This is a genomic window from Streptomyces sp. NBC_01171 (assembly GCF_045039805.1).
Lineage (GTDB): Bacteria > Actinomycetota > Actinomycetes > Streptomycetales > Streptomycetaceae > Streptomyces.
This window is the reverse complement of record NZ_CP108609.1, coordinates 1028599-1054978: the sequence shown is the minus strand read 5'-3', so window position 1 is coordinate 1054978 and position 26380 is coordinate 1028599. Positions and strand designations below refer to the sequence as shown.

Below are 26380 nucleotides of genomic sequence, written 5' to 3'. Positions count from 1 at the left end.
CCGGGCCCCGCGGCTATCCTGATCACAGCCGCCGATGAGGAGCCCCAAGTGACCGAGGCAGTGTCGCGTCCCACGCTGGAGGCAGTGGCCGCGCGGGCCGGGGTGTCCCGCGCCACCGTCTCCCGGGTCGTCAACGGCGGCGACGGTGTACGCGACTCGCTCGTCACCCGCGTCCGCCAGGCGGTCGAGGAACTCGGCTACGTCCCCAACCAGGCCGCCCGCAGTCTGGTCACCAAGCGGCACGACGCCGTGGCGGTCGTCATCGCCGAACCCGGCACCCGCGTCTTCGCGGACCCCTTCTTCGCCGCCCAGTTGCGCGGCATCAGCAAGGAACTCACCGCCCACGACAACCAGTTGGTCCTGCTGCTCACCGAGGGCCGCGACGACCACGCCCGCGTCGCCCGCTACCTCGCCGGCGGCCATGTCGACGGCGCACTCGTCTTCTCCCTCCACCTCGACGACCCGCTGCCCGGCCTGATCCGCGACGCGGGCGTGCGCACGGTCTTCGGCGGCCGCCCCGACTGGGACGACGGGGACACCGGCGGGGCGGTCTACGTCGACAGCGACAACCGGGGCGGCGCCCGCGACGCGGTACGGCACCTCGTCGGCCTCGGCCGGACCCGGATCGCGCACATCACCGGCGCCCTGGACCAGACCTCCGCCGTCGACCGGCTGGACGGCTACCGGGACGTGATGGGCGACGCCGATCCCGAGCTGGTCGTGGAGAGCGACTTCACCCCGGCCGGCGGTGAACACGCGATGCGCGAGCTCCTCGCCCGCCGCCCCGACGTCGACGCCGTCTTCGCCGCCAACGACCTCACCGCCCTCGGCGCGCTGCGCGTCCTGCGCGCGCACGGCCGCCGCGTCCCCGAGGACGTCGCGGTGATCGGCTTCGACGACATGGCCCCGGTGGCCGAACAGACCGACCCCCCGCTCACGACGGTCCGCCAGGACATAGAGGAGATGGGCCGGCTGATGGCCCGCCTCCTCCTGGGTGGCGGCCCGGCCGGCGGCGTCATCCTCCCGACCACGATCGTCCGCCGGGCGTCCGCCTAGGCGGTCTGCGCGGGATCGCCCTTGATCACCGCGAACTCGTACCCGTGCGGGTCGGCGAGGCGGGCCAGGCGGCCCACGCCGGGGACGCTGGTCGCGGGCAGGCGGACCGAGCCGCCGAGTTCCTCCGCCCGGGCCACCACGGCGTCGGTGTCGTCCGTACCGAAGTACGGGAGCCAGGACGGGGCGGTGTCGGCGGGGTCCTCGAAGGTGGGGACGATGCCGCCGAACATGGCGTCCTCGTCGGCGCCACCGGGGTAGAGCGAGGTGTAGACACCGCCGGGGAACTCGACACCGGAGGTCTCCACGCCGAGGACCCGATGGTAGAAGGCGGCGGCCGCCGCCACGTCCGGGGTGTGCAGCTCGACCCAGCAGAGGGCGCCCGGCTCGGTCGCCGCGCCCAGGCCCTCGACCGGGTCGGGCTGCCAGACGCGGAACGCGGCACCGGCCCGGTCCTTCAGGCCCGCCACCCGGCCGAGGCCCAGCAGCTCCGTCGGCCAGAACACCACCGTGCCGTGCGCCACCCCGGCAGCCTCGGCGGTGCCCAGCGCGTCCGCACAGCGGAAGTACACCGTCCAGCCCGCCCGGCCGCGCTCCGGGTCGAGCGCCATCGCCCCGGCCGCCGTCCTGCCGTCGAGCCGGAGGAGGACGTAGCCGCCCGTCTCCGGGCCGGCGGGTGCGGGCTGCCAGCCGAAGAGGCCGCCGTAGAACGCGAGGCTCGCCTCCAGATCGGGGGAGCCGAGGTCGATCCAGTTAGGAGCGCCGTCGGGGAAACGGGTGGTGAGCATGCGCGCCCTCCTCGGGGACCGTCGGCCGTGCCGTCCTTGGCACCGACGAGTCTGGCACCGGCCGGGGAGGATCGCCCCCGCGCGCCGCCGTGCGCGGGCGTGTCCGCCCGGAGGATCATCGGGACGGCCCACGCGACGCTTGTTGACACGGCGTTGATCAAACGTTTTTCGGCGCCCGGCACGATCCTGGCCATGCACATCGAGACGATCACACCGGCCGATTCCGCCTGGCAGGGCCAGGCCCTGTGCGCGCAGACCGGGGCGGACTTCTTCTTCCCCGAGCCCGGCAGTTCGGTGCGCGAGGCCAAACGGATCTGCGCCCTGTGCGAGATCCGCCCCGCCTGCCTCGACTACGCCCTCGCCCACGACGAACGCTTCGGCGTCTGGGGCGGCCTCTCCGAACGCGAACGGCTCGCCCTGCGGCGTACGGCCCGCTGAAGAACGGGCCGTACCGCTCGGGTCAGCCGGCCGCCCGCGCCGCCATGCGTGCCTTGCGGGCCGCGAGGCGCTCGTCGAACTTGGCGGCCTCCGCGTCCAGTCCGCCCATGAACACGCCCAGCTCCTCCTGGGCGCGCAGGCCCTCCGGGCCGAGGCCGTCGATCTCCATGACCCTCAGGAAGCGCAGCACCGGCTGGAGCACGTCGTCGTGGTGGATGCGGAGGTTGTAGACCTCCCCTATGGCCATCTGCGCGGCCGCCCGCTCGAAGCCGGGGATGCCGTGGCCCGGCATGCGGAAGTCGACCACGACGTCGCGGACCGCCTGCATGGTCAGGTCGGGCGCCAGCTCGAACGCGGACCGCAGCAGGTTCCGGTAGAAGACCATGTGCAGGTTCTCGTCGGTGGCGATGCGGGCCAGCATGCGGTCGCAGACCGGGTCACCCGACTGGTGACCGGTGTTGCGGTGCGAGATCCGGGTGGCCAGCTCCTGGAAGGCGACGTAGGCGACCGAGTGCAGCATCGAGTGCCGGTTGTCGGACTCGAAGCCCTCGCTCATGTGCGACATCCGGAACCGCTCCAGCGCGTCCGGGTCGACCGCGCGCGACGCGAGCAGGTAGTCACGCATCACGATGCCGTGCCGGCCCTCCTCGGCGGTCCAGCGGTGCACCCAGGTGCCCCAGGCGCCGTCCCGGCCGAAGAGCGAGGCGATCTCGTGGTGGTAGCTCGGCAGGTTGTCCTCGGTCAGCAGGTTGACGACCAGCGCGACCCGGCCGACCTCGGTGACCTTCGACTGCTCCTTGCCCCACGCCTCGCCGTCCTCGAAGAGGCCGGGGAAGTTGCGCCCGTCGCTCCAGGGCACGTACTCGTGCGGCATCCAGTCCTTGGCGACCTTCAGGTGCCGGTTCAGCTCGTTCTCGACCACTTCTTCCAGTGCGAACAGCAGCCGCGCGTCGGTCCAGGCGGACGGGCTGCCGAGGTGAGGGGAGGTGATCGTCACGGGGGTACTCCAAAAAACGGCCGAGCAGAAAAGGACGATTCATCGACATAACCACCCAAGGTGGCGGTGTCATGAACCTACGGCTTCGTAGCCTACGTGTCCGTAGGTTACGAAGCCGTAGGTTAAGGCGGGCGTAAGGACCGCTCACCCGGCCGTACGCCGCTGGTTCAGCCGATCTCCTCCCGCGTGGCGTCCCGCAACTCCCCGTCGGCCACCAGCAGCCAGCGGGTGATGCCGATGGAGTCCAGGAACGGCAGGTCGTGCCCGGCGACGATCAGCGCGCCCTCGTACGACTCCAGCGCCGAGGTCAACTGGCGCACGCTCGCCATGTCCAGGTTGTTGGTCGGCTCGTCCAACAGCAGCAGTTGGGGAGCGGGTTCGGCCAGCAGCAGCGCGGCGAGCGCCGCCCGGAAGCGTTCGCCGCCGGAGAGGGTGCCGGCCACCTGGTCGGCCCGCTTGCCCCGGAACAGGAAGCGGGCCAGGCGGGCGCGGACCCGGTTGGGGGTGGCGCCCGGTGCGAACCGGGCCACGTTCTCCGCGACCGTCGCCCCGTCGTCCAGCACGTCCAGCCGCTGGGGCAGGAAGCGCAGCGGCACATGGACCTCGGCCAGCCCGGCCACCGGGGGCAGCTCCCCGGCGATGGTCCGCAACAGGGTCGTCTTCCCGGCCCCGTTGCGCCCGACGAGCGCGATCCGCTCCGGGCCCCGCAGGTCGAGCAGGCCCTCCACGCGTGGCCCGTGGACCGTCCGAAGCTTCTCCAGCGTGAGCACCTGCCGCCCCGGCGGCACGGCGGTGTACGGCAGGTCGACGCGGATCTCGTCGTCGTCCCGGACCGCCTCCACCGCCTCGTCCAGCCGCTCCCGGGCCTCCGCGAGCCGTTCCTCGTGCATGATGCGGTGCTTGCCCGCGGACTCCTGGGCGGCGCGTTTGCGGGCACCCATCACGATCTTCGGCTCGCGCTTGGAGTCGTACATCTTCTGGCCGTACCGCTTGCGGCGGGCCAGCTTCATATGGGCGTCGGTGAGTTCCCGGCGCTGCTTGCGGACGTCGGCCTCCGCCGCCCGCACCGTCCGCTCGGCCGCCTCCTGTTCGACGGCGAGGGCCTCCTCGTAGGCGGAGTAGTTGCCGCCGTACCAGGCGACCTCGCCGGCGCGGAGGTCCGCGATCTGGTCCACCATGTCCAGGAGTTCACGGTCGTGGCTGACCACGACGAGGACGCCGGGCCAGCCCGCCACGGCCGCGTACAGCCGGCGGCGGGCGTACAGGTCGAGGTTGTTGGTGGGCTCGTCCAGCAGCAGTACGTCGGGGCGGCGCAGCAGCAGCGCGGCCAGCCGGAGCAGCACCGACTCGCCGCCGGAGACCTCGCCGACCGTACGGTCCAGGCCGATGTGGCCGAGGCCGAGTTCGCCCAGGGTGACCAGGGCGCGTTCCTCCACGTCCCAGTCCTCGTCGAGGGTCTCGAAGTGCTCCTCCGAGGCGTCGCCCGCCTCGATGGCGTGCAGCGCGGCCCGCTTGGCGGCGATGCCGAGGGCCTGGTCGACGCGGAGGGCGGTGTCCAGGGTGACGTTCTGCGGGAGCAGGCCGATCTCGCCGGACACCCTGATCGTGCCGTCGGTCGGGACGAGTGCGCCGGAGAGCAGTTTCAGCAGGGTGGACTTGCCCGAGCCGTTGGCGCCGACCAGCCCGGTGCGGCCGGGGCCGAAGGAGATGTCGAGGCCGTCCAGGACGGGGGTGCCGTCCGGCCAGGCGAAGGTCAGGGAGGTGGCGGAGAGAGAAGTCGCGGGTGATGACATATGGGCCTCACGGGTGCCGGGGTGCGGTCTGGTCGGGGGACTGACGAGACACCGCGGGGCGGAAACCGGAAGCCTGGAGGCGCTGGGCCCGAGGGGAACTGGCCCGGCAGTGCCGGAGCCGAGAAAAAGGGCCTGTGCCTGAGGGACGGCTCGTACGCCGAGGTCGAACGCCACGCACACCTCACCGGTGTGAACGCGATGTCTCATGACCTCAGACGAGCAACGTCCTTCTCCTATCGACGGCAACAGAACCGCTGTACACGCTACGAACGGCTGTGAAGCCTGTCAACGCGATTAACGCGGCACCGGTCAGCCGGAGTCCCGCATCAGCTCGGCCAGCCCCTGGTCGAGGTCGAGCTGCAGGTGCTCCAGGCCCACCGGGACCAGCTCGCCGGCCGCCCGCAGAAAGCGCCGGATCTCCCCGGAGCGCACATGCACCACGGCGGTGCCCTCCGGCGCGTGGAACTCCAGCACCGTCCGGTCGTAGCCGTACGGCCGCACCCGTACGTCCCCGTCGCCCTGCGGCTCGTGCAGCCCGGCGGACAGCAGCTCGCGGGAGAAGGTCCAGCACACCTCCACGCCCGCCAGGGTGGCCGGGGCGGGGAAGGTCATCCGGACGGCGTAGGGGTCGCGCCGGTCGTAGTGCAGTGCGGCGGGAATGCTCGGCATGCGGGGCGCGGCGGCGACCAGACGCGCCTCCACGATTGCCTCGATCACGGTGGACAAAGCCTGTGCTCCCTCGGACGGCTGGACACTGCTCCTGCGCGGGTCGCGGCCCGACACCGGGAGAGACGACGGAAGCCTCCGTTCCGTGCACACCCGGCCGGAGTGACCTCGGTCACGATTCCGGGGTGCGAAACGGGGCCGAATCCGGGTACTCGCCTCCCTACCGGACAGCCTGCGAAGGCCCGCAGGGCGACGAAGGGAGCGACCATGCCAGCCGGTTCCAGCCCCAAGCGTGAGCGGCAGTACGAGCACATCAAGGAGAGCGAGCTGGACCAGGGGGCGAGCGAGGACCGCGCCGAGGAGATCGCCGCGCGCACGGTCAACAAGGAGCGCGCCCGCACCGGTGAGTCCAAGACCGCCAGCCGTACCTCGACGCAGGACATGTCCTCCGGGGAGCGCGGCGGCCGGCGCTCCGGCACGGGCTCGCAGGGCCCGACGTACGACCAGCTCTACAACGAGGCCAAGCAGCGCAACATCCACGGCCGCTCCGACATGAACAAGGAGCAGCTCCAGCGCGCGCTGGACAAGAAGAAGTGAGCCGAGGCGGGCTCAGCCCGCGCTCTGCCGGTACCGCGTCAGTTCGGGCGCCGTCTTCGTGGCGGTGAACTCGGTGACGCGGTACTCGCACACCCCGGCCGTGACGAACGGGTCCTCCGCGACGACCGCCTCGATCTCCGTCCGGCTGTCCGCGACGGCCAGGATCACCCCGCCGTCGCGGGGGTTCTTGCGGCCGGAGGCGAGGAACAGCCCCTTGTCGTACTGCTCGTCCAGCCAGGCCACATGAGCGGTCAGGGCGGCGTCGACGGCGTCGAGCGGGGCGGTGTACGTCAGCTCCAGTACGAACATGATCGCGAGCCTACCCCCGGCGCCCCGTATCGTCGTGGCCACCATGATCACCGCACCGATTCCCGCCGACTGGCCCGCCGACGAGCAGGAGGCCCGCGCCGTACAGGACGCGCTGCGCGGCCGTGTCGTACGCGAGGAGCCCGGTCCGCCGCCCCGCACCGGCCATGTCACCGGCGTGGACGTGGCCTACGACGACGAACGCGACCTGGTCGCGGCGGCGGCCGTGGTCCTGGACGCGGCCACCCTCGCCGTAGTCGCCGAGGCGACAGCCGTGGGCCGGGTCGCCTTCCCGTACGTCCCCGGGCTGCTCGCCTTCCGCGAACTGCCGGCCGTGCGCGCGGCCCTGGAGGCGCTGCCCTGCCCGCCCGGTCTCGTCGTGTGCGACGGCTACGGCCTCGCCCACCCCCGCCGCTTCGGCCTCGCCAGCCACCTCGGCGTCCTGACCGGCCTCCCCACGATGGGCGTCGCCAAGAACCCCTTCACCTTCACCCACCCCACCCTCGCCCCGGAACGCGGCAGCACCGCCCCTCTCCTCGCGGAGGACGGCGAGGAGGTGGGTACCGCCCTGCGCACCCGGAGCGAGGTCAAGCCGGTGTACGTCTCGGTGGGACACCGGGTGTCTCTGGGGAACGCTGTCGCACACACACTCGCGCTGACCCCGCGGTACCGCCTCCCGGAGACGACGCGCAGGGCGGACGCGCTGTGCCGGTGGGCGCTGCGGGAGGCGGCGGCGGAGTAGGGGCCCTCAGCCCGCCGGCGCCGCGGGTCCTGGCACAGCGGCGCCCCCTGAAACGCCCCGCTCGGCCACCACCCGGAACCCGATCCCCGCCGCCCTGAGCCGCTCCAGCAGCGCGTCGCCCATCGCGGTCGCCGGGGTGAGCTGGCCCGAGCGGTCCGGGAGGGTGTCCGTCGCCAGGGACAGGGCCGCCTCCGCGAACATCTTCGCGGTCTCCCCGTAGCCCGGGTCGCCGCCCGTGACCTCGGTGAAGACGCGCCGGCCGCCGCCCTCGCCGACGAAACGGACCCGGAACCAGCTCCGGGCGCGCTTCTCGGCGTCGGGGCCCTCGCCGGGCTGGAGCCGGCCGGAGAGCCAGGCGCGTACGGGGGAGAGCTGGGCCGCCACCGCGAGGACGCCCACGCCCGCGAGCCCCGCCGCCGCGACCGGGAGGTGCTCGACCGCCGCGTAGTGGCGGTAGCGGAAGTCGGGGCCGTAGCGGTCCAGGGACTTGGCGGAGCGGCGCACGATCTGCGGGTCGATGGTGGGCAGCGGCAGCGCCCAGGCGCCGACCTCCCCGGCGAACCGGGGCGCGCCCGTGGGGGCGGAGACCCGGCGGCCCATCAGGCGCGGCTCGTGCCGGGCCCGGTCACGGGCCGCCGCCCACATGCTCCCGGCCCGCGCGAACTGGTTCAGCGCCGAGGCGAGGGTGCCCCCGGAGAAGCTCGCGTCCGCCGTGACGAACCCGTCCACCCGCAGCGGCACCCCCTCGGGAAGCTGCCGCACCGTGAAGTAGGCGCCCAGGTCGTGCGGTACGGAGTCGAAACCGCAGGCGTGCACCAGCCGGGCGCCGGTCTCGCGGGCGCGGGCGTCGTGGCGTACGAACATCAGGTCCACGAACTCGGGCTCGCCGGTGAGGTCGAGGTAGTCCGTGCCGCTGTCGGCGCAGGCGGCGACCAGTTCCTCGCCATAGGTGATGTACGGGCCGACGGTCGAGGCCACCACACGGGCCTGTCCCGCGAGCGCCCGCAGGGAGGCGGGCTCGCTCACGTCGGCCCGGAGCACTCCGATGGCCGAGCCGCCGGGCAGCCTCTCGCGCAGCGCCTCCAGCTTGCCGGGGTCCCGGCCCGCGACGGCCCAGCGCAGGTCCTGGGGAGCGTGCGCGGCCAGATACTCCGCCGTCAGCGTGCCGACGAAGCCGGTGGCGCCGAACAGCACGATGTCGTAGGGACGGTCGGTCGATTTCAGCCTGCTCATGACACTCCTTGCCGTGCAGCCCGCGCGACTGTCGGGGGCCGAGGCTAGCGTGAGCGGTACGGGGCCCGGCGGGCGCCCCGTGCGGTGTGCCCGGGGAATCGGGGCGCACCGGGGCACTTCGCTAAGCGCCCGCTCGTTCAGGTCTTGTGCCGGGTGGACGGTGTTCCTAGCATCACCGGTGTTACATCGTTTGTGTCATACGCGCTTGGGGGCATGACGGCATGACGACGGCAACGACGCCGGGGCAGGGCCCGCTCAGCGGGGTGCGGGTGGTCGAGCTGGCCGGGATCGGCCCCGGCCCCTTCGCCGCGATGCTCCTGGCCGACCTGGGTGCCGACGTGGTCCGGGTGGACCGCCCCGACGGCCCCGGCCTCGGCATCGACCCCGCGCGCGACGTCACCAACCGCAACAAGCGCTCCGTCGTCGTCGACCTCAAGGGCCCGGACGGCGCCGCGCGCGTGCTCGACCTCGCCGAGCGCGCCGACGTCCTGATCGAGGGCTACCGCCCCGGCGTCGCCGAGCGCCTCGGCGTCGGGCCCGCCGAGTGTCACGCCCGCAACCCCCGCCTGGTCTACGGCCGGATGACCGGCTGGGGCCAGGACGGCCCGCTCGCCGACCGCGCGGGGCACGACGCCTCCTACATCGCCGTCACCGGCACCCTCGGCATGATCGGCCGCCCCGGCGAACCCCCGGCGCTGCCCGCCAACCTCCTCGGGGACTACGCGGGCGGCTCCCTCTACCTCGTCGTCGGCGTCCTCGCCGCCCTGCACCACGCCCGCGCCACCGGCACCGGCCAGGTGGTGGACGCCGCCATCGTGGACGGCACCGCCCACCTCTCCGCCATGATCCACGGCATGCTCGCCGCGGGCGCCTGGCAGGACCGCCGTGCCGCCAACCTCCTGGACGGCGGCTGTCCGTACTACGGCACCTACGAGACCGCCGACGGCCGGTACATGGCGGTCGGCGCCCTGGAACCCCGGTTCTACGCCGAGTTCCTTCGCCTCCTCGACCTCGACAACCTGGCCGACGCCCACCATGACCCGGCCCGCTGGCCCGAGCTGCGCGAGCGAGTGGCCGCCCGCTTCAAGTCCGGTACCCGCGCCGAGTGGACGGACCTCTTCGAGGGCACCGACGCCTGCGTGGCCCCCGTACTGAGCCTGCGCGAGGCCCCCAACCATCCCCACCTGGCCGCCCGCGCCACCTTCACCGAGCACGACGGGCTGGTCCAGCCCGCCCCCGCCCCGCGCTTCTCCGCCACCCCCACCCGCGTCCGCACCGGCCCCGCCCTGCCCGGCACCGGCGCCGAGGACGTGGCCCGCGACTGGGACCTCCCGCAAGCCACCGGCTGACACCCTCCCGAAAGGCACACCAGTGACCACCGAAGCGTTTGTGTACGACGCGATCCGCACCCCGCGCGGCCGAGGCAAGGCCAACGGCGCGCTGCACGGCACCAAGCCGGTCGACCTGGTCGTCGGCCTGATCCACGAGATCCGCGCCCGCTTCCCCGGTCTGGACCCGGCCGCCATCGACGACATCGTGCTCGGCGTCGTCGGCCCCGTGGGCGACCAGGGCTCTGACATCGCCCGGATCGCCGCCGTCGCCGCCGGGCTGCCGGACACCGTGGCGGGCGTCCAGGAGAACCGCTTCTGCGCCTCGGGCCTGGAGGCCGTCAACACGGCCGCCGCCAAGGTCCGCTCCGGCTGGGAGGACCTGGTGCTGGCGGGCGGGGTCGAGTCGATGTCCCGCGTGCCGATGGCCTCGGACGGCGGCGCCTGGTTCAACGACCCGATGACCAACCTCGCCACCAACTTCGTCCCGCAGGGCATCGGCGCCGACCTCATCGCCACCATCGAGGGCTTCAGCCGCCGCGACGTCGACGAGTACGCGGCGCTGTCCCAGGAGCGCGCCGCCAACGCCTGGAAGGAGGGCCGCTTCGAGCGCTCGGTGGTCCCGGTCAAGGACCGCGCGGGCCTGACCGTCCTCGACCACGACGAGCACCCCCGCCCCGGCACCACCGCCGACTCCCTCGCCGGTCTCAAGCCGTCCTTCGCCGACATCGGCGAGCTGGGCGGGTTCGACGCGGTCGCGCTGCAGAAGTACCACTGGGTGGAGAAGATCGACCACGTCCACCACGCGGGCAACTCCTCCGGCATCGTCGACGGCGCCTCCCTGGTCGCCATCGGCTCCCGCGAGGTGGGGGAGCGGTACGGGCTCACCCCCCGCGCCCGGATCGTCTCCGCCGCCGTCTCCGGCTCCGAGCCCACCATCATGCTCACCGGCCCCGCCCCCGCCACCCGCAAGGCGCTCGCCAAGGCCGGGCTGACCATCGACGACATCGACCTGGTCGAGATCAACGAGGCGTTCGCCGCCGTCGTCCTGCGCTTCGTCAAGGACATGGGCCTGTCCCTGGACAAGGTCAACGTCAACGGCGGCGCGATCGCGCTGGGCCACCCCCTCGGCGCCACCGGCGCGATGATCCTCGGCACCCTCGTGGACGAACTGGAACGCCAGGACAAGCGCTACGGCCTGGCCACCCTGTGCGTCGGCGGCGGCATGGGCATCGCCACGATCATCGAACGCGTCTGAACTCCCAGCGGAACCAAGCGACTTCTACGGAGACGACTGTCATGACCGAGAGCACCACCATCCGCTGGGAACAGGACGACACCGGTGTCGTCACCCTCGTCCTCGACGACCCCGGCCAGTCCGCGAACACCATGAACCAGGCGTTCCGCGACTCCCTCGCCGCGATCACCGACCGGCTGGAGGCCGAGAAGGAGTCGATCCGGGGCATCATCTTCACCTCCGCCAAGAAGACCTTCTTCGCGGGCGGCGACCTGCGCGACCTGATCCGGGTCACCCCCGAGACCGCCCAGGACCTCTTCGACGGCGGCCTCGCCATCAAGCGGAACCTGCGCCGGATCGAGACCCTCGGCGTGCCCGTGGTCGCCGCCATCAACGGCGCGGCCCTCGGCGGCGGCTTCGAGATCGCCCTCGCCTGCCACCACCGGGTCGCCCTCGACGCCCCCGGCTCCCGCATCGGCTGCCCCGAGGTGACCCTCGGCCTGCTCCCCGGCGGTGGCGGCGTCGCCCGTACCGTCCGGCTGCTCGGCATCACCGACGCGCTGCTGAAGGTGCTGCTCCAGGGCACCCAGTACAACCCGCGCCGCGCCCTCGACAACGGGCTCGTCCACGAGGTGGTGGAGACGCCGGAGGAGCTGACCGCCCGGGCCCGCGCCTTCATCGACGCCAACCCCCAGTCGCAGCAGCCCTGGGACAAGCCCGGCTACAAGATCCCCGGCGGCACCCCGGCCAACCCGAAGTTCGCCGCCAACCTGCCGGCCTTCCCGGCCTCCCTGCGCAAGCAGACCAACGGCGCGCCCTACCCGGCGCCGCGCAACATCCTCGCCGCCGCCGTCGAGGGCGCCCAGGTCGACTTCGAGACCGCGCAGGTCATCGAGGCCCGCTACTTCGTGGAACTGGCCGCCGGGCAGACCGCGAAGAACATGATCCAGGCGTTCTTCTTCGATCTCCAGGCCGTCAACTCCGGCGTCAGCCGCCCGAAGGGCATCGAGCCCCGCAAGGTCCGCAAGGTGGCCGTGCTCGGCGCGGGCATGATGGGCGCGGGCATCGCCTACTCCTGTGCCCGCGCGGGTATCGAGGTCGTCCTCAAGGACGTCTCGCTGGAGGCGGCCGCCAAGGGCAAGGGCTACTCCGAGAAGCTGTGCGCCAAGGCCGTCGCCAAGGGCCGCACCAGCCAGGAGAAGGCCGACGCCCTGCTGGCCCGGATCACCCCGGCCGCCGACGCGGCCGACCTCGCGGGCTGCGACACGGTGATCGAGGCGGTCTTCGAGGACACCGCGCTCAAGCACAAGGTGTTCCAGGAGATCCAGTCCGTCGTCGAGCCCGACGCGCTGCTCTGCTCCAACACCTCCACGCTGCCCATCACCGCGCTGGCCGAGGGCGTCGAGCGGCAGGGCGACTTCATCGGGCTGCACTTCTTCTCGCCGGTCGACAAGATGCCGCTGGTCGAGATCATCAAGGGCGAGCGCACCGGGGACGAGGCGCTGGCCCGCGCCTTCGACCTGGTCCGGCAGATCAACAAGACGCCGATCGTGGTCAACGACTCGCGCGGCTTCTTCACCTCGCGGGTGATCGGCCACTTCATCAACGAGGGCGTCGCCATGGTCGGCGAGGGCATCGAGCCGGCGTCGGTCGAGCAGGCGGCGGCCCAGGCGGGCTACCCGGCCAAGGTCCTCTCCCTGATGGACGAGCTGACCCTGACCCTCCCGCGCAAGATCCGCGCGGAGACCCGGCGGGCCGTGGAGGAGGCGGGCGGCACCTGGACCCCGCACCCCGCCGACGAGGTCGTGGACCGCCTGGTCGACGAGTTCGACCGCCCCGGCCGCAGCGGCGGCGGCGGCTTCTACGACTACGAGGACGGCAAGCGCACCACCCTCTGGCCGGGCCTGCGCGAGCACTTCACCAAGCCGGGCCACGAGATCCCGTTCGAGGACATGCAGGAACGCATGCTCTTCGCCGAGGCCCTCGACACCGTCCGCCTCCTGGAGGAGGGCGTCCTCACCTCCGTCGCCGACGCCAACATCGGCTCCATCCTCGGCATCGGCTTCCCCGGCTGGACCGGCGGCGTCCTCCAGTACATCAACGGCTACGAGGGCGGCCTGCCGGGCTTCGTGGCACGGGCCCGCGAGCTGGCGGACCGTTACGGCGACCGCTTCGCCCCGCCGGCGCTGCTGGTGGAGAAGGCGGAGCGGGGGGAGACCTTCACGGACGCCGGCTGACGATGCGTACGCGGGGTGCGCTCCGGGGGGCTTGGCCCTCCTCCGGGACGCGCCCCGCGTCTGATCCGGACCTCACGACGGGCGGTCGGCGCTTCGCCGAACCGTGGGCTTCCGGAGTGCGAAGGGCTCATCGAGTGAGCATCCAGTGGCTGAAGGCCACGTAGTTCGTGGCGAACTCTTCCGGAGTCGCGGAGTCCTCCACCCTTTTGGACAACTCGTTGACCTTGGCGTATCGCGGCAGCCGGTCCCGCTCATAGGCGGCGAGCGCGGAGGGCACCCCCTTGGCCGAGACGAGCAGCCGGGCGAGCGTCAGCGCGTCTTCCACCCCCAGGGACGCGCCTGCGGTGATGTGCGGAGACAGCGCGTGCGCGGCGTCGCCGACGAGGGCCACGCGGTCCGAGACCCAGCGCGACAGCGGCGGGACGAGCATGATCTGGTTGTACAAGATCTTGTCGTCCGGGGTGGACTCGATGAGCGCGGGCAGTGCCGGGTTCCAGCCCGTCCTGTCCAGGAACTCGGCTCGCCCGAGCGCCTGTTCCTTGGGTGAGCCCGTGAGCGTGGGGGAGCCGAACTGGTTGATCAGCCAGTACACCGTGCCGTCGACGGTGCGTACGAACCCGCCGCGAGTACGTCGCTCGCCCAGCACGATGACGCTCCCGTCGACAGTGACGCCCTCGGGTGGCGTGACGACCGAGCGCCAAGCGTGGTGTCCCTCGTGCGCGATCGCGTCGCTGCCCGGCACGAGTTGCGACCGGACGACCGAGTACGCGCCATCGGCGCCCACGAGGAGGTCGGCGTCGGCGGCGCGCCCGTCCTCGAAGCGCACCGTCACTCCTGCGTCGCTCTCGGCATAGCCGACGAGGCGGGAACCCGGACGAATGTTGTCCTTGCCCACCGCCCTCGCGAGCAGTGCGCTCAGTTCGGGGCGCTGAACCAACAGGTAGCGGTGATCGTCCTTCGAGTAGCCGGGCGGATCGATGAACTTCCCGGCCGGGTCCCGGAAGTACATCTCGGTCGGCTTGGCGATGGACCTGAGCTGCTCACCGATGCCGAGTTCATCGAAGACAGCCATGGCGTTGGCCCATATCCCGAGCCCCGCACCCGCCGCGCGGATCTCGGGAGCCTGCTCGTACACCACCGCGTCGATGCCTGCCTTGTGCAGAGCGATCGCCGTGGTGAGTCCGACGATTCCGCCTCCAGCCACTATCACGCGCACGGGTCGTCCTCCTGCTGCCGGCGTGGGATTTCTCGCGGCCCCTGTCTCGGCCGACGCGGGATGGTCGGCGGGACGCTCGCGAACGACGCTAGGACGGCGCGATGGATATCGACAAGTGCATGATTTATCCGCGATCATTGTCGCCTGTGATAATCGGCGGATGGACAACGTCGATCTGAACCTGATCCGGGCCTTCGACGCCCTGCTCGCCGAGGGCAGCGTCACCGGCGCGGCCGAACGGCTGCACATCTCCGCGCCGGCGATGAGCAGAACTCTCGGACGGTTGCGACGTGTCTTCGGGGACCCGCTCTTCGTCCGTGCCGGACGGCACCTCGTCCCCACCACGCGGGCGCTGGAACTGAGCAGCGAGGTCCGGACGGTCGCCGCACGCGCCAGGGCCCTCTTCGAGCCTCCGCAACACGCCGACCCCGCGACCGCGGTCCGGGCCTTCGACCTCCAGATCAGCGACGCGCTGTCCATGACCTTCACACCCGCGCTGCTCCAAGACCTGCGGGACTCGGCGCCGGGCCTCACCATCCGGCTGCACCCGGAGAGCATGGAGGCGGTGCCCGCCCTTCGGGAGGGGCTGGTCGACCTCGAAATCGGCGACGTCAGCCGGCACGAGCGCGAGATCGAGGTCGAAGCACTGGCGACGGACGTCTTCGTCGCCGCGGTGCATCGCAGCCACCCGCTGAGCACTTCACCGAAAGTGACGCCGGAGCAGTTCGCGGCGGCCGACCACGTCGCCATCTCCCGAAGTGGCCGGGCGTACGGCCCCATCGACGCACACCTCGCCGAGCTGGGTCTCCGCAGGCGGGTGGTCGCGGTCGTGCCCACCTTCGCCGAGTCGCTCCATCTGGCGCAGCGAGCGGGACTGGTGTGCATGTGCCCGGCCGTGCTCGGCCGTCAGGCCGTCGAGGCACTGGAGCTCACCACATTCCCGATCCCGGTCCCCCTCCCCGCCGCCGACATCGGTATGGCGTGGCATCCGCGCAACGCGAACGACGGGATACACCGCTGGCTGCGCACGCGAGTGCACGCCGTGATGGCGCGCGAGTCGGCGTCGGCGACCTGAGGTCCCGCAGATCATCAACGCGTCGTCCTGGTCTTGCCGGTGGGGGCCGCGGGCGGCCTCGACGGCGGCTGATCACCTCGGTCCTGGTGCCGAGACGGCCGGTTCCGCCCTCGTCACCGGCGCTCGTCGGCGGGGCTGGGAGGCGTTTCGTCCTCCCCCAGCCACTCCCGCACCTCCTGCCGGAGCGACCGCTGGAACGTGGTCAGGAGGGCCTGGATGACCAAGGGCTGCATGTGGGCGGAGAGGGTGCGGACGTCCTGGGGGGTGTGTTCGGGGACCGCGTCGCGGAGGAGGGAAGAGAGTTCGCGGGCGGCGGCGCGGGAGTGGTCGAGGAGGGTGGTGCGGGCGGCGAGGATGACCTCCTGGGAGAAGGGGAGGTCCAGGAGCTGTACGGCGAGGCGCAGCAGGCCGGAGTCGACGCGGTAGGCGTCTTCCGTCTCAGCGGGTGCCAGGACGTCCATCGCCGTCAGGCGCCGTACGTCGTCGTCGGTCAGGCGGCGCCCCGCGCGGCGGTCCAGTTCGGCGCGGCCGACCGTCTCCACCGCCTCCGGGGCCCAGGAGGAGACGACCGCCCGGTGTACCGCGAGGTCCTGCGCGGTGAGGTCGGCCGGGAGCCGGCTGATGTACCGCTCGATCGCCGCCAGCGTCATCCCCTGGAGGCGCAGCTCCTCGATCAGCCCGAGGCGGGCCAGGTGCTCACGGCCGTACCGGCCGACCCGGCGGGGGCCTATCTCGGGGGGCGGGAGCAGACCGCGGGTGCCGTAGAAACGCACCGTACGCACGGTGACGCCGGACCGCGCGGCCAGCTCGTCGATGGTGAGGGTGGGGTCCTCGGCCTCGGTCGTCATCGCAGCAGTATCGCTGTCGCAGCAGGAGTGTGAAACCCGCGAAGGTCATGTGAGAAGTGCCGCTCTGTGACGTGGACCACCGCATATCGGGTGATCCCTCTGGGAAGCTGCTGCCTTGGTCTGTACCGCGACACGATCGTGCGGGCGGGCCGCCCTGTAAGGAACCGGCCCCTCGTGGTCCGGGAGTACCAGAGAGTGGAACGACCCGTGAGCAAGGACGCCGTCGACTCGGCCCCGGCCGCTGCCACCACGCAAGCGGCCCAGACGCCCGCGGACGCGGGCGACGCCGGTTACAGCAAGGACCTCAAGGCCCGCCACGTCAACATGATCGCCATCGGCGGCGCCATCGGCACCGGCCTGTTCCTCGGAGCGGGCGGCCGCCTGCACAACGCGGGCCCCGCGCTCGCCCTGGCCTACCTGGTCTGCGGAGTCTTCGCCTTCTTCGTGGTCCGGGCGCTGGGCGAGCTGGTCCTGTACCGCCCGTCCTCCGGGTCCTTCGTGTCGTACGCGCGCGAGTTCCTCGGCGAGAAGGGCGCCTATGTCGCCGGCTGGATGTACTTCCTGAACTGGTCGACCACCGGCATCGCCGACATCACCGCGATCGCGCTCTACACGCACTACTGGAGCATGTTCACGTCCATACCGCAGTGGGTGCTGGCACTCGTCGCGCTGGCCGTGGTGCTCGCCGTGAACCTGATCTCGGTGAAGATCTTCGGTGAGATGGAGTTCTGGTTCGCGATCATCAAGGTCGCCACCCTGGTGGGCTTCATGCTCATCGGCATCTTCCTGCTGGCCACCCAGCACGATGTGGGCGGCCACCAGCCCGGCCTGAACCTCATCACCGACCACGGCGGGCTCTTCCCGCACGGCATGATGCCCGTCGTCCTCGTGATGCAGGGCGTGATCTTCGCCTACGCCGCGCTCGAGCTGGTCGGTGTGGCCGCCGGTGAGACCGCCGAGCCCGAGAAGGTCGTCCCGCGTGCGGTGAACTCGATCATGTGGCGCGTCGGCATCTTCTACGTCGGCTCCGTCGTGCTGCTCGCCCTGCTGCTGCCCGGCTCGGTGTACTCCGCCGACCAGAGCCCGTTCGTGACCGTCCTGTCCAAGGTCGGCATCCCGGCGGCCGGCGACGTGATGAACCTGGTGGTGCTCACCGCCGCCATGTCCTCCCTGAACTCCGGCCTGTACTCCACCGGCCGCATCCTGCGCTCCATGGCCACGGCCGGTTCCGCGCCGAAGTTCACCGCCCGGATGAACCGCAGCCAGGTCCCCTACGGCGGCATCCTGCTGACCTGCGCGGTCTGCGTGCTCGGCGTCGGCCTGAACTATCTCGTGCCCAGCCAGGCGTTCGAGATCGTGCTGAACGTGGCCTCCCTCGGCATCATCAGCACCTGGGTGATCATCATGGTCTGCCACATGATCTTCGTCCGCCGCGCCCGCGAGGGCCAGGTCACCCGGCCGCGCTTCCAGCTCAAGTTCAGCCCGGTCACCGAGATCGTCACCATCGCCTTCCTGCTGGTCTGTCTCGGCATGATGTGGAACGACCCCGAGGTGGGCCGCCGCACCCTGTACCTCATCCCGCTGATCGCGGTCCTGCTGGTCGCCGGCTGGTTCGGCGTCCGCCGCCGGGTCACCGCGAACGCCGAGCGGGAGCTGACCGACCTCACGAAGTAGCAGGTCACGGCCACTGTCAGTGGCAGCGCTTACGGTGGCGTCATGTCGGAGGAGATCGTTTACATCCGGGGTGACGCCACCGTTCCGTGTGCGGAGGGGCCCAAGGTGATCGCCCACGTCCGCAACGACATCGGCGGCTGGGGGAGAGGCTTCGTCTCCGCGTTGTCCGAGCGCTGGCCGGAGCCGGAGGCGGCCTACCGGGCCTGGTACCGGGGCCGGGCGGCGAACGACTTCGGCCTGGGCGCCGTCCAGCTCGTCGAGGTCGCGCCGCGCCTGTGGGTGGCCAACATGATCGGCCAGCACGCCGTCCGGGGGCGCGGCAAGGGCGTCCCGGTGCGGTACGAGGCGATCGACACCGCGCTCGGTCGGCTTGCCGACCAAGTGATCGAACTCGGTGCCTCCGTGCACATGCCCCGCATAGGCTGCGGCCTGGCGGGCGGCGAGTGGCCGTTCGTGGAGCCGCTCGTCAGCGGGCGGCTGACGGGACGGGGCATTCCCGTGACCGTCTACGACCCCGGGGAGGGCGCATGACGGACGTGCTCGTGCTGGGCGGTGCCGGGGTGGACACCGTCGTCCGCGTGCCCGAGCTGCCGCTGCCCTTCGCCGATAGCTATCCGATCGACACCGGGGTGCACACCCGCGCCGGGCAGACCGGCGACTTCGTCGCGCTGGGCCTGGCCGCGCTGGGCCTCGACGTTCACCACCTCGACCTGATCGGCGACGACCCCGAGGGCGACCTCGTCCGGGCGCTGCACCGGGACCACGGCATCGCCCTGACCGCGCTGCCCCAGCCCGCCGGCACCAAGCGCGCCGTCAACCTGGTCGGCCCCGACGGCCGCCGCCTCTCCCTGTACGACACCAGCCGCGCCCGGTCCGGCGACCGCTTCCCCGAGGACGTGCTGCGCCCCCTCGCGGCGGCCGCCCGGCACGTCCACGTGACCATCACCCAGCCCTGCGCCGAGGCCCTGCCCCTGCTCCGGGAGACCGGTGTGCCGCTCTCCACCGATTTGCACGACTGGGACGGCGAGAACCCGTACCACGAGCCCTACGCACTCGCCGCCGACGTGGTCTTCCTGTCCGCCGCCGCCCTCACCGATCCCGAGCGCACCATGCGCCGGACAGCCGAGCGCGGCCGGGCTCGGATCGTCGTCGCCACGGCGGGCGCCGAGGGCGCCCATCTGCTGGCCGACGGCGAGCTGACCCACGTCCCGCCCGCGACCCCGCCCGCCCCGGTGGTCGACTCCAACGGCGCGGGCGACGCCTTCGCCGCCGCCTTCCTCTACGGTCGCCTCACCGGGGCGGACCCCGAGCGCTGCGCTCGCTACGGCGCCCTCGCGGGCGCGTACGCCTGCACCGTCCCGGCCACCCGCACGGACGCGATAGGCCGTGACGGCCTCCTCGGGGAGGGAGCCGTCACGGCCTAGGGCAGACGGGGCTCAGTGCGCGTGCACGTCGTTCGTCGCCTCGATCTTCTTCCACGACTTCGGCTGAGCCGCCTTCGCCGTGAGGGACCTCGCCGATGGGGCCGAACCCCGCGCGTCCGGCTTCGACGGCTGGAACAGCCAGGTGTCGAAGAGCGCGGCCAGCGGCTTGCCGGACACCTGCTCGGCGTACTTCTGGAAGTCGGCCACCGAGGCGTTGCCGTAGGCGTGCTTCTTCGGCCAGCCCTTCAGCACGGCGAAGAACGCGTCGTCGCCGATCTCCTCGCGCAGCGCCTGCACGGCCAGCGCGCCCCGGTCGTAGACCGCGAGGTCGAACTGGGCGTCCGGGCCGGGGTCGCCGGGCTTGACGGTCCAGAACGGGTCGTCGGCCGGGTGCGAGGCGTACACGTAGTCCGCCAGCTCGCGCGTGGTGCCCTCGCCCTCGTGCTCGGACCAGAGCCACTGCGCGTACCGGGCGAAGCCCTCGTTGATCCAGATGTCCTTCCAGCCCTTGAGCGACACGTCGTCGCCGTACCACTGGTGGGCCAGCTCGTGCACGACCACCGAGGTGTTGGAGCCGGCCGCGAACTGCTTGGGGCTGTAGTAGACGCGGGTCTGCGTCTCCAGCGCGTACCCGGTGGTGGTGTTGGGGACGTAACCGCCCGCCGAGGAGAACGGATACGGCCCGAAATAGCCGCTCAGCCAGTCCACCAGCTCACCGGTGCGCTCCACGCTCGCCCGCGCCGCCCCGTCGTTCGCGCCAAGGTCCTTGCTGTACGCGTTGACGACCGGCACCCCGCCCTCGGAGGTGGAGGTGGTGATGTCGAACCGGCCGAGCGCGAGGGTGGCCAGATAGGTCGCCTGCGGCTTGTCCTGGCGCCAGTTGTAGCGGGTCCAGCCGAGCTTCGAACTGGTCGACGCCAGCGTGCCGTTGGAGATCGCCTGGGTGCCGTCCGGCACCGCCACCGACACGTCGTAGGTGGCCTTGTCGCTGGGGTGGTCGTTGCTCGGGAACCACCACCAGGCCGCCTCGGGCTCGTCCGCCGCGACGGCGCCGTCCGGGGTGCGGTGCCAGGTGGAGAAGCCGTACGCGCTCTTCGTGGAGGGCACCCCGCTGTAGCGGACGACCAAGGTGATCTGCGTCCCCTTGGCCAGCGGGGTCTTCGGGGTGACGACCAACTCGTGTTCGCCGGACGTGGTGAACGCGGCCTTGGTGCCGTTGACCCGCACCTCGCTCACGTCCAGCAGGAAGTCCAGGTCGAAGCTGGACAGGTCCTGCGTGGTCTTCGCCAGGATGGTCGCCGTGCCCTGGAGCTCGTCCGTCTTCGGCTGGTACTGGAGTCTCAGATCGTAGTGCGAGACGTCGTAACCGCCGTTGCCGTACTGCGGGTAGTAGGGATCGCCGATGCCCGGCGCGCCGGGGGCGGACGTCGCGGCCGATGCCGGGATCGCCAGCAGGAGGGAGGCCGCCGCCAGTGCGCTCGGCGCGATGATTCTGCGGTGCACGTCAGCTCCAAGTCTTCTGGACAGGAAGTCTGTTCGGAGCCTATTCAGTCCCGGCCGCTTCTGGCGTGTCCACGACCCCTGCTGTCACACGATCGCCATTCAGCCGTCACGCGTCCCGGTGACCGCCGAAAGGCCCTCTTCTGTACGGGTGTTGACGGGGGTAGCGTCCGCCCATGCCGATTCGCTCGCTCTGGAGAACGCTCGCGGTCCTGGCCGTCGGTGCGCTGACGGCCGTCCTCCTCGCCCCGACCGCCGCCCAGGCGGCACCGCGCGAGAGCAGGCCCGTCTACTCGTACGCCGACGCCGTCCGCGAGTCCGTCTGGGTGGACACCGGCCTGGACGAGGACGGCGACGGCCGCACCGACCGCGTCGCCGCCGACATCGTCCGCCCCTCCGAACCCGCCCGGCAGGGCCGCAAGGTGCCCGTCATCATGGACGCCAGCCCCTACTACTCCTGCTGCGGACGCGGCAACGAGAGCCAGCTCAAGACGTACGACGCGCAAGGTCACGTCGTGCAGATGCCCCTTTTCTACGACAACTTCTTCGTTCCGCGTGGCTACGCGTTCGTCGGCGTCGACCTCGCCGGCACCAACCGCAGCGACGGTTGCGTGGACGTCGGCGGCCGCTCCGACATCGGCTCCGCCAAGGCCGTCGTGGACTGGCTCGGCGGCCGTGCCCGCGCCTACACCAGCCGTACGGGCGGTACGCGGGTGAAGGCGAGCTGGACCAACGGCGCCACCGGCATGATCGGCAAGAGCTGGGACGCCACCATCGCCAACGGTGTCGCCGCCACCGGCGTCAGGAACCTCAAGACCATCGTCCCGATCAGCGGCATCTCCTCCTGGTACGACTACTACTTCGCCCAGGGCGCCCAGCTCTACGACGGCGGCCCCGACGAACTCGCCGGGTACGTGGAGAGCGAACAGGCCCACTGCGCCGCCGTTCAGAAGAAGCTCGCCGACGGCAGCCCCGACTCCGGCGACTGGACCCGGCTGTGGACCGAGCGGGACTACGTGAAGGACGCGGGGAAGGTCCGCGCCAGCGTGTTCCTGGTGCACGGCATGCAGGACCTCAACGTCCGCACCAAGCACTTCGGCCAGTGGTGGGACGCGCTGGCGAAGCACGGCGTCGAGCGCAAGATCTGGCTCTCCCAGACCGGCCACGTCGACCCCTTCGACTACCGGCGCGGCGCCTGGGTCGACACCCTGCACCGCTGGTTCGACCACGAACTCCTCGGCTACGACAACGGCATCGACCGCGAGCCCATGGCCGACATCGAGCGCCACCCCGACCAGTGGACCACCTCCGCGCTCTGGCCCCCGCGCGACACCCGGACCACCACGTTCCACCCGGCCCGTGGCACCACGCCAGGCGTCGGCACCCTGGGCCTCGGCCGGGCCACCGGCACCGAGACCTTCACCGACGACCCGAGCCGGAGCGAGACGGACTGGGCGGCCGACCTCACCAGGTCCACGCCCGACAAGGCCGCCTTCATCACCCCGGCCCTCACCGGCCCGCTGCGGATCGCCGGCTCCTCCCGGGTGACCGTCACCGCCACCCCGAGCACCAGCAGCGCCCACCTGTCCGCCGTCCTGGTCGACCTCGGCCCGGACACCATCCGCGACTACGCCGACGGCGGCGAAGGCATCACCACCCTCACCGGGCGCACCTGCTTCGGTGAGAGCACGGCCGGGGACAGTGCCTGCTTCAAGGCCACCGCGGCGAAGACGGCCGACGTGGGCGCCACCGTCGTCAGCCGGGGCTGGGCCGACCTCGGCCACCACGCCTCGCTCGCCAAGGGGGTCCCGCTCACCCCCGGCCGCGCCTACACGATGACCCTGGACCTCGCCGCCACCGACCACGTCGTGCCCAAGGGCCACCGGCTGGCCCTCGTCGTCGCGGGCACCGACAAGGACCTCATCGAACCGCCCGCCACCCGCCCCACCCTCACCCTCGACCTCGCCCGCACCACCGCCCGGCTCCCGCTCACCGGTGGTCCGGCCGCGCTGGACCGCGCGACCACCGCACCGCCCGCCAAGCGCACCTTCACCGTCGTCGGCACCCCGCGCTGCCTGACGGGCCACGGCGACGGCTGCAGCTAAGACGCGGACAGGTGGACACCGGCCCGGGCGAGGGTGCGACGATTGCACCCTCGCCCAGTTCATCGGTCGGTCGGAGTGCTCATGCCTGTCGTCACCGCGCTGACGTACTACCCCGTCAAGGGCTGCGCCGGCGTACCCGTCGACCAGGCGCGGCTGACGCCTGCCGGACTCGCGCACGACCGCAGCTTCATGGTCGTGAGCGAGGAGGGCGTGTTCCGTACCCAGCGGCACGACCCCCGGCTGACTTTGATCCGGCCGGGCGTCACCCACGACGGCACTCGACTCACCCTCCACACGGACGGCTTCGAGCCGCTGACCATCGACGTCGACGCGTCCGGTCCCGCGCGGCCCGTCGAACTGTTCGGCGTCGCCTACCGGGGGATCGACCAGGGCGACACGGTGGCCGACTGGCTGTCCTCGATGCTCGGCGCGCCCAGCCGGCTGGTCCGCGTACCGCCCGACCACGAGCGGGTGACCGACGGCAGGACACCGGGCACCTCCGGGTACGCCGACAGTTCCGCCGTGCACATCCTTTCCCGCGCCACGCTCGACCTGCTGAACGAGAAGCTCGGGGAACGCGGCGCGGACCCGCTGCCGATGAACCGCTTCCGCCCCAACATCGTCGTCGACGGCTGGCCCGAGCCGCACACCGAGGACCGCGCCCACCACCTCACCCTCGGCTCGGCCGAACTCGGTTACACCAAGCTCGCCGTCCGCTGCGCAGTCACCACGGTCGACCAGGAGACCGCCGCCCGCTCGGGCCCCGAGCCCCTGCGCACCCTCGCCGGCTACCGTCGCGCGGCTCAGGGGGGAGTCGTCTTCGGGGCGAAGTTCGCCGTGCTGCGGCCCGGCAAGGTGTCGGTGGGGGACGAGGTGGTCGTCGGGGAGTGGGGGGAGTCGGAGAGGTAAGCCGCTGCAGCTCGCGGCCGCCCTGCGCGGTATCGGCATCGGTGCCGACATCCCCCCGGACGCCACTGCCGTCCCCGCCGAGGAACTCGCCTGTTACGGCGCCGCGTTGACCAGCCCCAACGTGCCGGAGGCCGAACGGGCCGCCCAGCGCGAGGCGTTCGCGCGCGCCGGTACCGTCCTCGTGGACGCGCCCGCTCCGGTCGTCCCGATCCTCGTCGCCCAGCTCCAGCAGGCCCTCGACCGGGCCACGGCAGAGCGCCGCCGCCTCACCGCGCTGACCGCCACCCCGTACGCCGCCGAGATCGACGTGACCGCGCCGGGCCGCGTCCACCTCACCGCGTACCGCGTCGACCGGCTCCGCCGCACCCATGTCCGTACCGTCCTGGACGCCGTGCTCGGCCCCGGGCACCACCGGCTGCCGCTCGACCCGAGGGCGGGCAGGGGCGAGGCGTACCTCGTGGCCCGCACCTCCGGCGGGGTGCTGGTGGCACCGGTCCGGGGCGCGTCGGCCCGCGACTAAAATCGGCGTCCTGATGACTGCCACCCTCGTCGCCAAGAACCTCGCCGCCGGCCACGGCGACCGCTCCCTCTTCACCGGGCTCGACCTCGTCGTCGCGCCCGGTGACGTGATCGGGCTGGTCGGTGCCAACGGCGCGGGCAAGTCCACGCTGCTCAAGATCCTCGCCGGGCTCACCGCGCCCGAGGAGGGCGAGCTGCGGCTCTCCCCGCCGACCGCCACCGTCGGCCACCTCCCGCAGGAGCCGGAGCGCAGGCCGGGCGAGACCGTAGGAGAGTTCCTGGCCCGCCGCACCGGCGTCGCCGAGGCCCAGCGCACCATGGACGAGGCCACCCAGGCCCTGGTCGAGGGCGCGCCCGGCGCCGACGACGCGTACGCCACCGCGCTGGACCGGTGGCTGGGCCTCGGCGGCGCCGACCTGGACGAACGCGCCGAGGACGTGACCGGCACCCTCGGTCTGGCCGTCGGCCTCGACCGGCCCATGACCTCCCTGTCCGGCGGCCAGGCCGCCCGCGCCGGACTCGCCTCCCTGCTGCTCTCCCGCTACGACGTCTTCCTGCTGGACGAGCCCACCAATGACCTCGACCTCGACGGCCTGGAGCGGCTGGAGCGCTTCGTCACCGGCCTCCGCGCGGGCACCGTCGTCGTCAGCCACGACCGCGAGTTCCTCACCCGCACCGTCACCAAGGTCCTCGAACTCGACCTGGCCCAGCAGCAGATCAACCTCTACGGCGGCGGCTACGCGGCCTACCTGGAGGAGCGGGACGTGGCCCGCAGGCACGCCCGCGACGACTTCGAGGAGTACGCCGACAAGCGCGCCGCCCTCCAGGACCGGGCGCAGACGCAGCGCTCCTGGATGGACAAGGGCGTGAAGAACGCCCGGCGCAAGGCGGGCGCCGACAACGACAAGATCGGCCGCAAGTTCCGCAGCGAGGCGAGCGAGAAGCAGGCCGCCAAGGCCCGGCAGACCCAGCGGATGATTGAGCGCCTGGACGTGGTGGAGGAGCCGCGCAAGGAGTGGGAACTGCGCATGGAGATCGCCGCCGCCCCGCGCTCCGGCGCCGTGGTGGCGACGCTCCGGGACGCCGAGGTCCGGCGGGGTGACTTCACCTTCGGCCCGGTCTCGCTCCAGATCGACTGGGCCGACCGGATCGCGGTCACCGGAGCCAACGGCGCGGGCAAGTCCACCCTGCTCGGCGCGCTGCTCGGCCGGGTCCCGCTGGACTCCGGCGACGCCACGCTGGGCTCCGGGGTGCTGGTCGGCGAGGTCGACCAGGCCCGCAAGCTGTTCCACGGCTCCGAGTCACTGCTCGACGCCTTCCAGGCGGCCGTCCCGGACACCGAGCCGGCGGAAGTGCGCACCCTGCTCGCCAAGTTCGGCCTCAAGTCCGACCACGTACTGCGCCCGGCCGCGTCCCTCTCGCCCGGCGAGCGCACCCGCGCCGCCCTCGCCCTGCTCCAGGGCCGGGGCGTCAACCTGCTGGTCCTGGACGAGCCCACCAACCACCTCGACCTGCCCGCCATCGAGCAACTGGAGTCGGCGCTCGACGCCTACGAGGGCACGCTCCTGCTGGTGACCCACGACCGCCGCATGCTGGACGCCGTCAAGGTGACCCGCCGCCTGGAGGTCGCGGACGGCAAGGTGACCGAACGCTGAACCCCGCCCCCGGCCCGGCGTCGAGGCCGGGCCGGGGGCG

General features: G+C 72.1%; 24 protein-coding genes. 15 read left to right on the top strand and 9 right to left on the bottom strand.

The annotated features are described in order from the left end of the window. The first annotated feature begins 48 nt into the window (after window positions 1–48). A complete protein-coding gene (locus tag OG448_RS04970) occupies window positions 49–1056 on the top strand; it encodes a LacI family DNA-binding transcriptional regulator (protein ID WP_405551702.1) in 1008 nt (335 codons plus the stop codon). Here OG448_RS04970 and OG448_RS04965 read toward each other — a convergent pair. Beyond that, on the bottom strand, window positions 1053–1841 hold the full coding sequence (locus OG448_RS04965; RefSeq protein ID WP_405551701.1) for a VOC family protein: 789 nt from the start codon (window positions 1839–1841) through the stop codon (window positions 1053–1055). The two genes, OG448_RS04970 and OG448_RS04965, sit on opposite strands and share 4 nt — an antisense overlap. 192 nt (window positions 1842–2033) lie before the next feature. On the opposite strand from OG448_RS04965, the gene OG448_RS04960 reads away from it, so the two are divergent. Beyond that, window positions 2034–2279: a WhiB family transcriptional regulator gene (locus tag OG448_RS04960; protein ID WP_135793865.1), complete on the top strand. Its 246-nt coding sequence runs from the start codon at window positions 2034–2036 to the stop codon at window positions 2277–2279. Between the two features lie 22 nt (window positions 2280–2301). Here OG448_RS04960 and OG448_RS04955 read toward each other — a convergent pair whose 3' ends face one another. The 3 genes from OG448_RS04955 to OG448_RS04945 form a co-directional block, all read right to left on the bottom strand. Further along, complete coding sequence (locus OG448_RS04955; protein ID WP_405551700.1) at window positions 2302–3276, bottom strand: acyl-ACP desaturase; 975 nt, start codon at window positions 3274–3276, stop codon at window positions 2302–2304. Between the two features lie 167 nt (window positions 3277–3443). Further along, a complete protein-coding gene (locus OG448_RS04950; RefSeq protein WP_405551699.1) occupies window positions 3444–5069 on the bottom strand; it encodes an ABC-F family ATP-binding cassette domain-containing protein in 1626 nt (541 codons plus the stop codon). Window positions 5070–5378: 309 nt separating this feature from the next. After that, a complete protein-coding gene (locus tag OG448_RS04945) occupies window positions 5379–5795 on the bottom strand; it encodes an SsgA family sporulation/cell division regulator (RefSeq protein ID WP_391293282.1) in 417 nt (138 codons plus the stop codon). A gap of 207 nt (window positions 5796–6002) precedes the next feature. Here OG448_RS04945 and OG448_RS04940 point away from each other — a divergent pair, with 207 nt between their 5' ends. Beyond that, a complete protein-coding gene (locus OG448_RS04940; RefSeq protein WP_405551698.1) occupies window positions 6003–6332 on the top strand; it encodes a plasmid stabilization protein in 330 nt (109 codons plus the stop codon). Between the two features lie 12 nt (window positions 6333–6344). Here the strand turns inward: OG448_RS04940 and OG448_RS04935 are convergent, their stop codons facing one another. Continuing rightward, a complete protein-coding gene (locus OG448_RS04935) occupies window positions 6345–6641 on the bottom strand; it encodes a YciI family protein (protein WP_405551697.1) in 297 nt (98 codons plus the stop codon). Window positions 6642–6684: 43 nt separating this feature from the next. Between OG448_RS04935 and OG448_RS04930 the strand changes: the two genes are divergently transcribed. After that, a complete protein-coding gene (locus OG448_RS04930; RefSeq protein WP_405558690.1) occupies window positions 6685–7380 on the top strand; it encodes an endonuclease V in 696 nt (231 codons plus the stop codon). Between the two features lie 6 nt (window positions 7381–7386). Here OG448_RS04930 and OG448_RS04925 read toward each other — a convergent pair whose 3' ends face one another. Further along, window positions 7387–8613 (bottom strand): saccharopine dehydrogenase family protein, encoded by a 1227-nt coding sequence (locus OG448_RS04925; protein WP_405551696.1) that lies wholly within the window; start codon window positions 8611–8613, stop codon window positions 7387–7389. Window positions 8614–8834: 221 nt separating this feature from the next. Here OG448_RS04925 and OG448_RS04920 point away from each other — a divergent pair, with 221 nt between their 5' ends. From OG448_RS04920 to OG448_RS04910, 3 genes are read left to right on the top strand one after another with little or no spacing between them, the layout of a single operon-like run. Further along, window positions 8835–9962 carry a CaiB/BaiF CoA transferase family protein gene (locus OG448_RS04920; RefSeq protein ID WP_405551695.1) on the top strand — a complete coding sequence of 376 codons (1128 nt, stop codon included), beginning with the start codon at window positions 8835–8837 and terminating at the stop codon, window positions 9960–9962. A 22-nt stretch (window positions 9963–9984) separates the two neighbouring features. Continuing rightward, the gene (locus OG448_RS04915; RefSeq protein WP_405551694.1) at window positions 9985–11199 is read left to right on the top strand and encodes an acetyl-CoA C-acetyltransferase; all 1215 of its coding nucleotides are present in this window, start codon (window positions 9985–9987) and stop codon (window positions 11197–11199) included. A gap of 41 nt (window positions 11200–11240) precedes the next feature. Then, a complete protein-coding gene (locus tag OG448_RS04910; protein WP_405551693.1) occupies window positions 11241–13415 on the top strand; it encodes a 3-hydroxyacyl-CoA dehydrogenase NAD-binding domain-containing protein in 2175 nt (724 codons plus the stop codon). A 127-nt stretch (window positions 13416–13542) separates the two neighbouring features. Here the strand turns inward: OG448_RS04910 and OG448_RS04905 are convergent, their stop codons facing one another. Beyond that, a complete protein-coding gene (locus tag OG448_RS04905; protein WP_405551692.1) occupies window positions 13543–14631 on the bottom strand; it encodes an FAD-dependent oxidoreductase in 1089 nt (362 codons plus the stop codon). A 160-nt stretch (window positions 14632–14791) separates the two neighbouring features. Here OG448_RS04905 and OG448_RS04900 point away from each other — a divergent pair, with 160 nt between their 5' ends. Next, window positions 14792–15706 carry a LysR family transcriptional regulator gene (locus OG448_RS04900; RefSeq protein WP_405551691.1) on the top strand — a complete coding sequence of 305 codons (915 nt, stop codon included), beginning with the start codon at window positions 14792–14794 and terminating at the stop codon, window positions 15704–15706. Between the two features lie 113 nt (window positions 15707–15819). On the opposite strand, the gene OG448_RS04895 is transcribed toward OG448_RS04900, so the two are convergent. Continuing rightward, on the bottom strand, window positions 15820–16554 hold the full coding sequence (locus tag OG448_RS04895; protein WP_405551690.1) for a MerR family transcriptional regulator: 735 nt from the start codon (window positions 16552–16554) through the stop codon (window positions 15820–15822). Between the two features lie 207 nt (window positions 16555–16761). On the opposite strand from OG448_RS04895, the gene OG448_RS04890 reads away from it, so the two are divergent. From OG448_RS04890 to OG448_RS04880, 3 genes are read left to right on the top strand one after another with little or no spacing between them, the layout of a single operon-like run. Further along, on the top strand, window positions 16762–18228 hold the full coding sequence (locus OG448_RS04890) for an amino acid permease (RefSeq protein WP_405551689.1): 1467 nt from the start codon (window positions 16762–16764) through the stop codon (window positions 18226–18228). A 42-nt stretch (window positions 18229–18270) separates the two neighbouring features. Continuing rightward, on the top strand, window positions 18271–18759 hold the full coding sequence (locus OG448_RS04885) for a macro domain-containing protein (RefSeq protein ID WP_405551688.1): 489 nt from the start codon (window positions 18271–18273) through the stop codon (window positions 18757–18759). After that, the gene (locus OG448_RS04880) at window positions 18756–19652 is read left to right on the top strand and encodes a PfkB family carbohydrate kinase (protein WP_405551687.1); all 897 of its coding nucleotides are present in this window, start codon (window positions 18756–18758) and stop codon (window positions 19650–19652) included. The genes OG448_RS04885 and OG448_RS04880 overlap by 4 nt, the downstream gene beginning before the upstream one ends. Before the next feature lie 12 nt (window positions 19653–19664). On the opposite strand, the gene OG448_RS04875 is transcribed toward OG448_RS04880, so the two are convergent. Further along, the gene (locus OG448_RS04875) at window positions 19665–21155 is read right to left on the bottom strand and encodes a M1 family metallopeptidase (RefSeq protein WP_405551686.1); all 1491 of its coding nucleotides are present in this window, start codon (window positions 21153–21155) and stop codon (window positions 19665–19667) included. Window positions 21156–21328: 173 nt separating this feature from the next. On the opposite strand from OG448_RS04875, the gene OG448_RS04870 reads away from it, so the two are divergent. The 4 genes from OG448_RS04870 to OG448_RS04855 all read left to right on the top strand — a co-directional run bounded on the left by OG448_RS04870 (window position 21329) and on the right by OG448_RS04855 (window position 26340). Beyond that, complete coding sequence (locus OG448_RS04870; protein WP_405551685.1) at window positions 21329–23257, top strand: Xaa-Pro dipeptidyl-peptidase; 1929 nt, start codon at window positions 21329–21331, stop codon at window positions 23255–23257. 81 nt (window positions 23258–23338) lie between these two features. Further along, a complete protein-coding gene (locus OG448_RS04865; protein WP_405551684.1) occupies window positions 23339–24166 on the top strand; it encodes an MOSC domain-containing protein in 828 nt (275 codons plus the stop codon). 106 nt (window positions 24167–24272) lie between these two features. Continuing rightward, entirely contained in the window at window positions 24273–24686 is a 414-nt protein-coding gene (locus tag OG448_RS04860) for a hypothetical protein (protein ID WP_405551683.1), read from the top strand. A gap of 13 nt (window positions 24687–24699) precedes the next feature. Further along, window positions 24700–26340, top strand: coding sequence for an ABC-F family ATP-binding cassette domain-containing protein (locus OG448_RS04855; protein WP_405551682.1), 1641 nt, complete (start codon window positions 24700–24702; stop codon window positions 26338–26340). The last annotated feature ends 40 nt before the right edge of the window (window positions 26341–26380 follow it).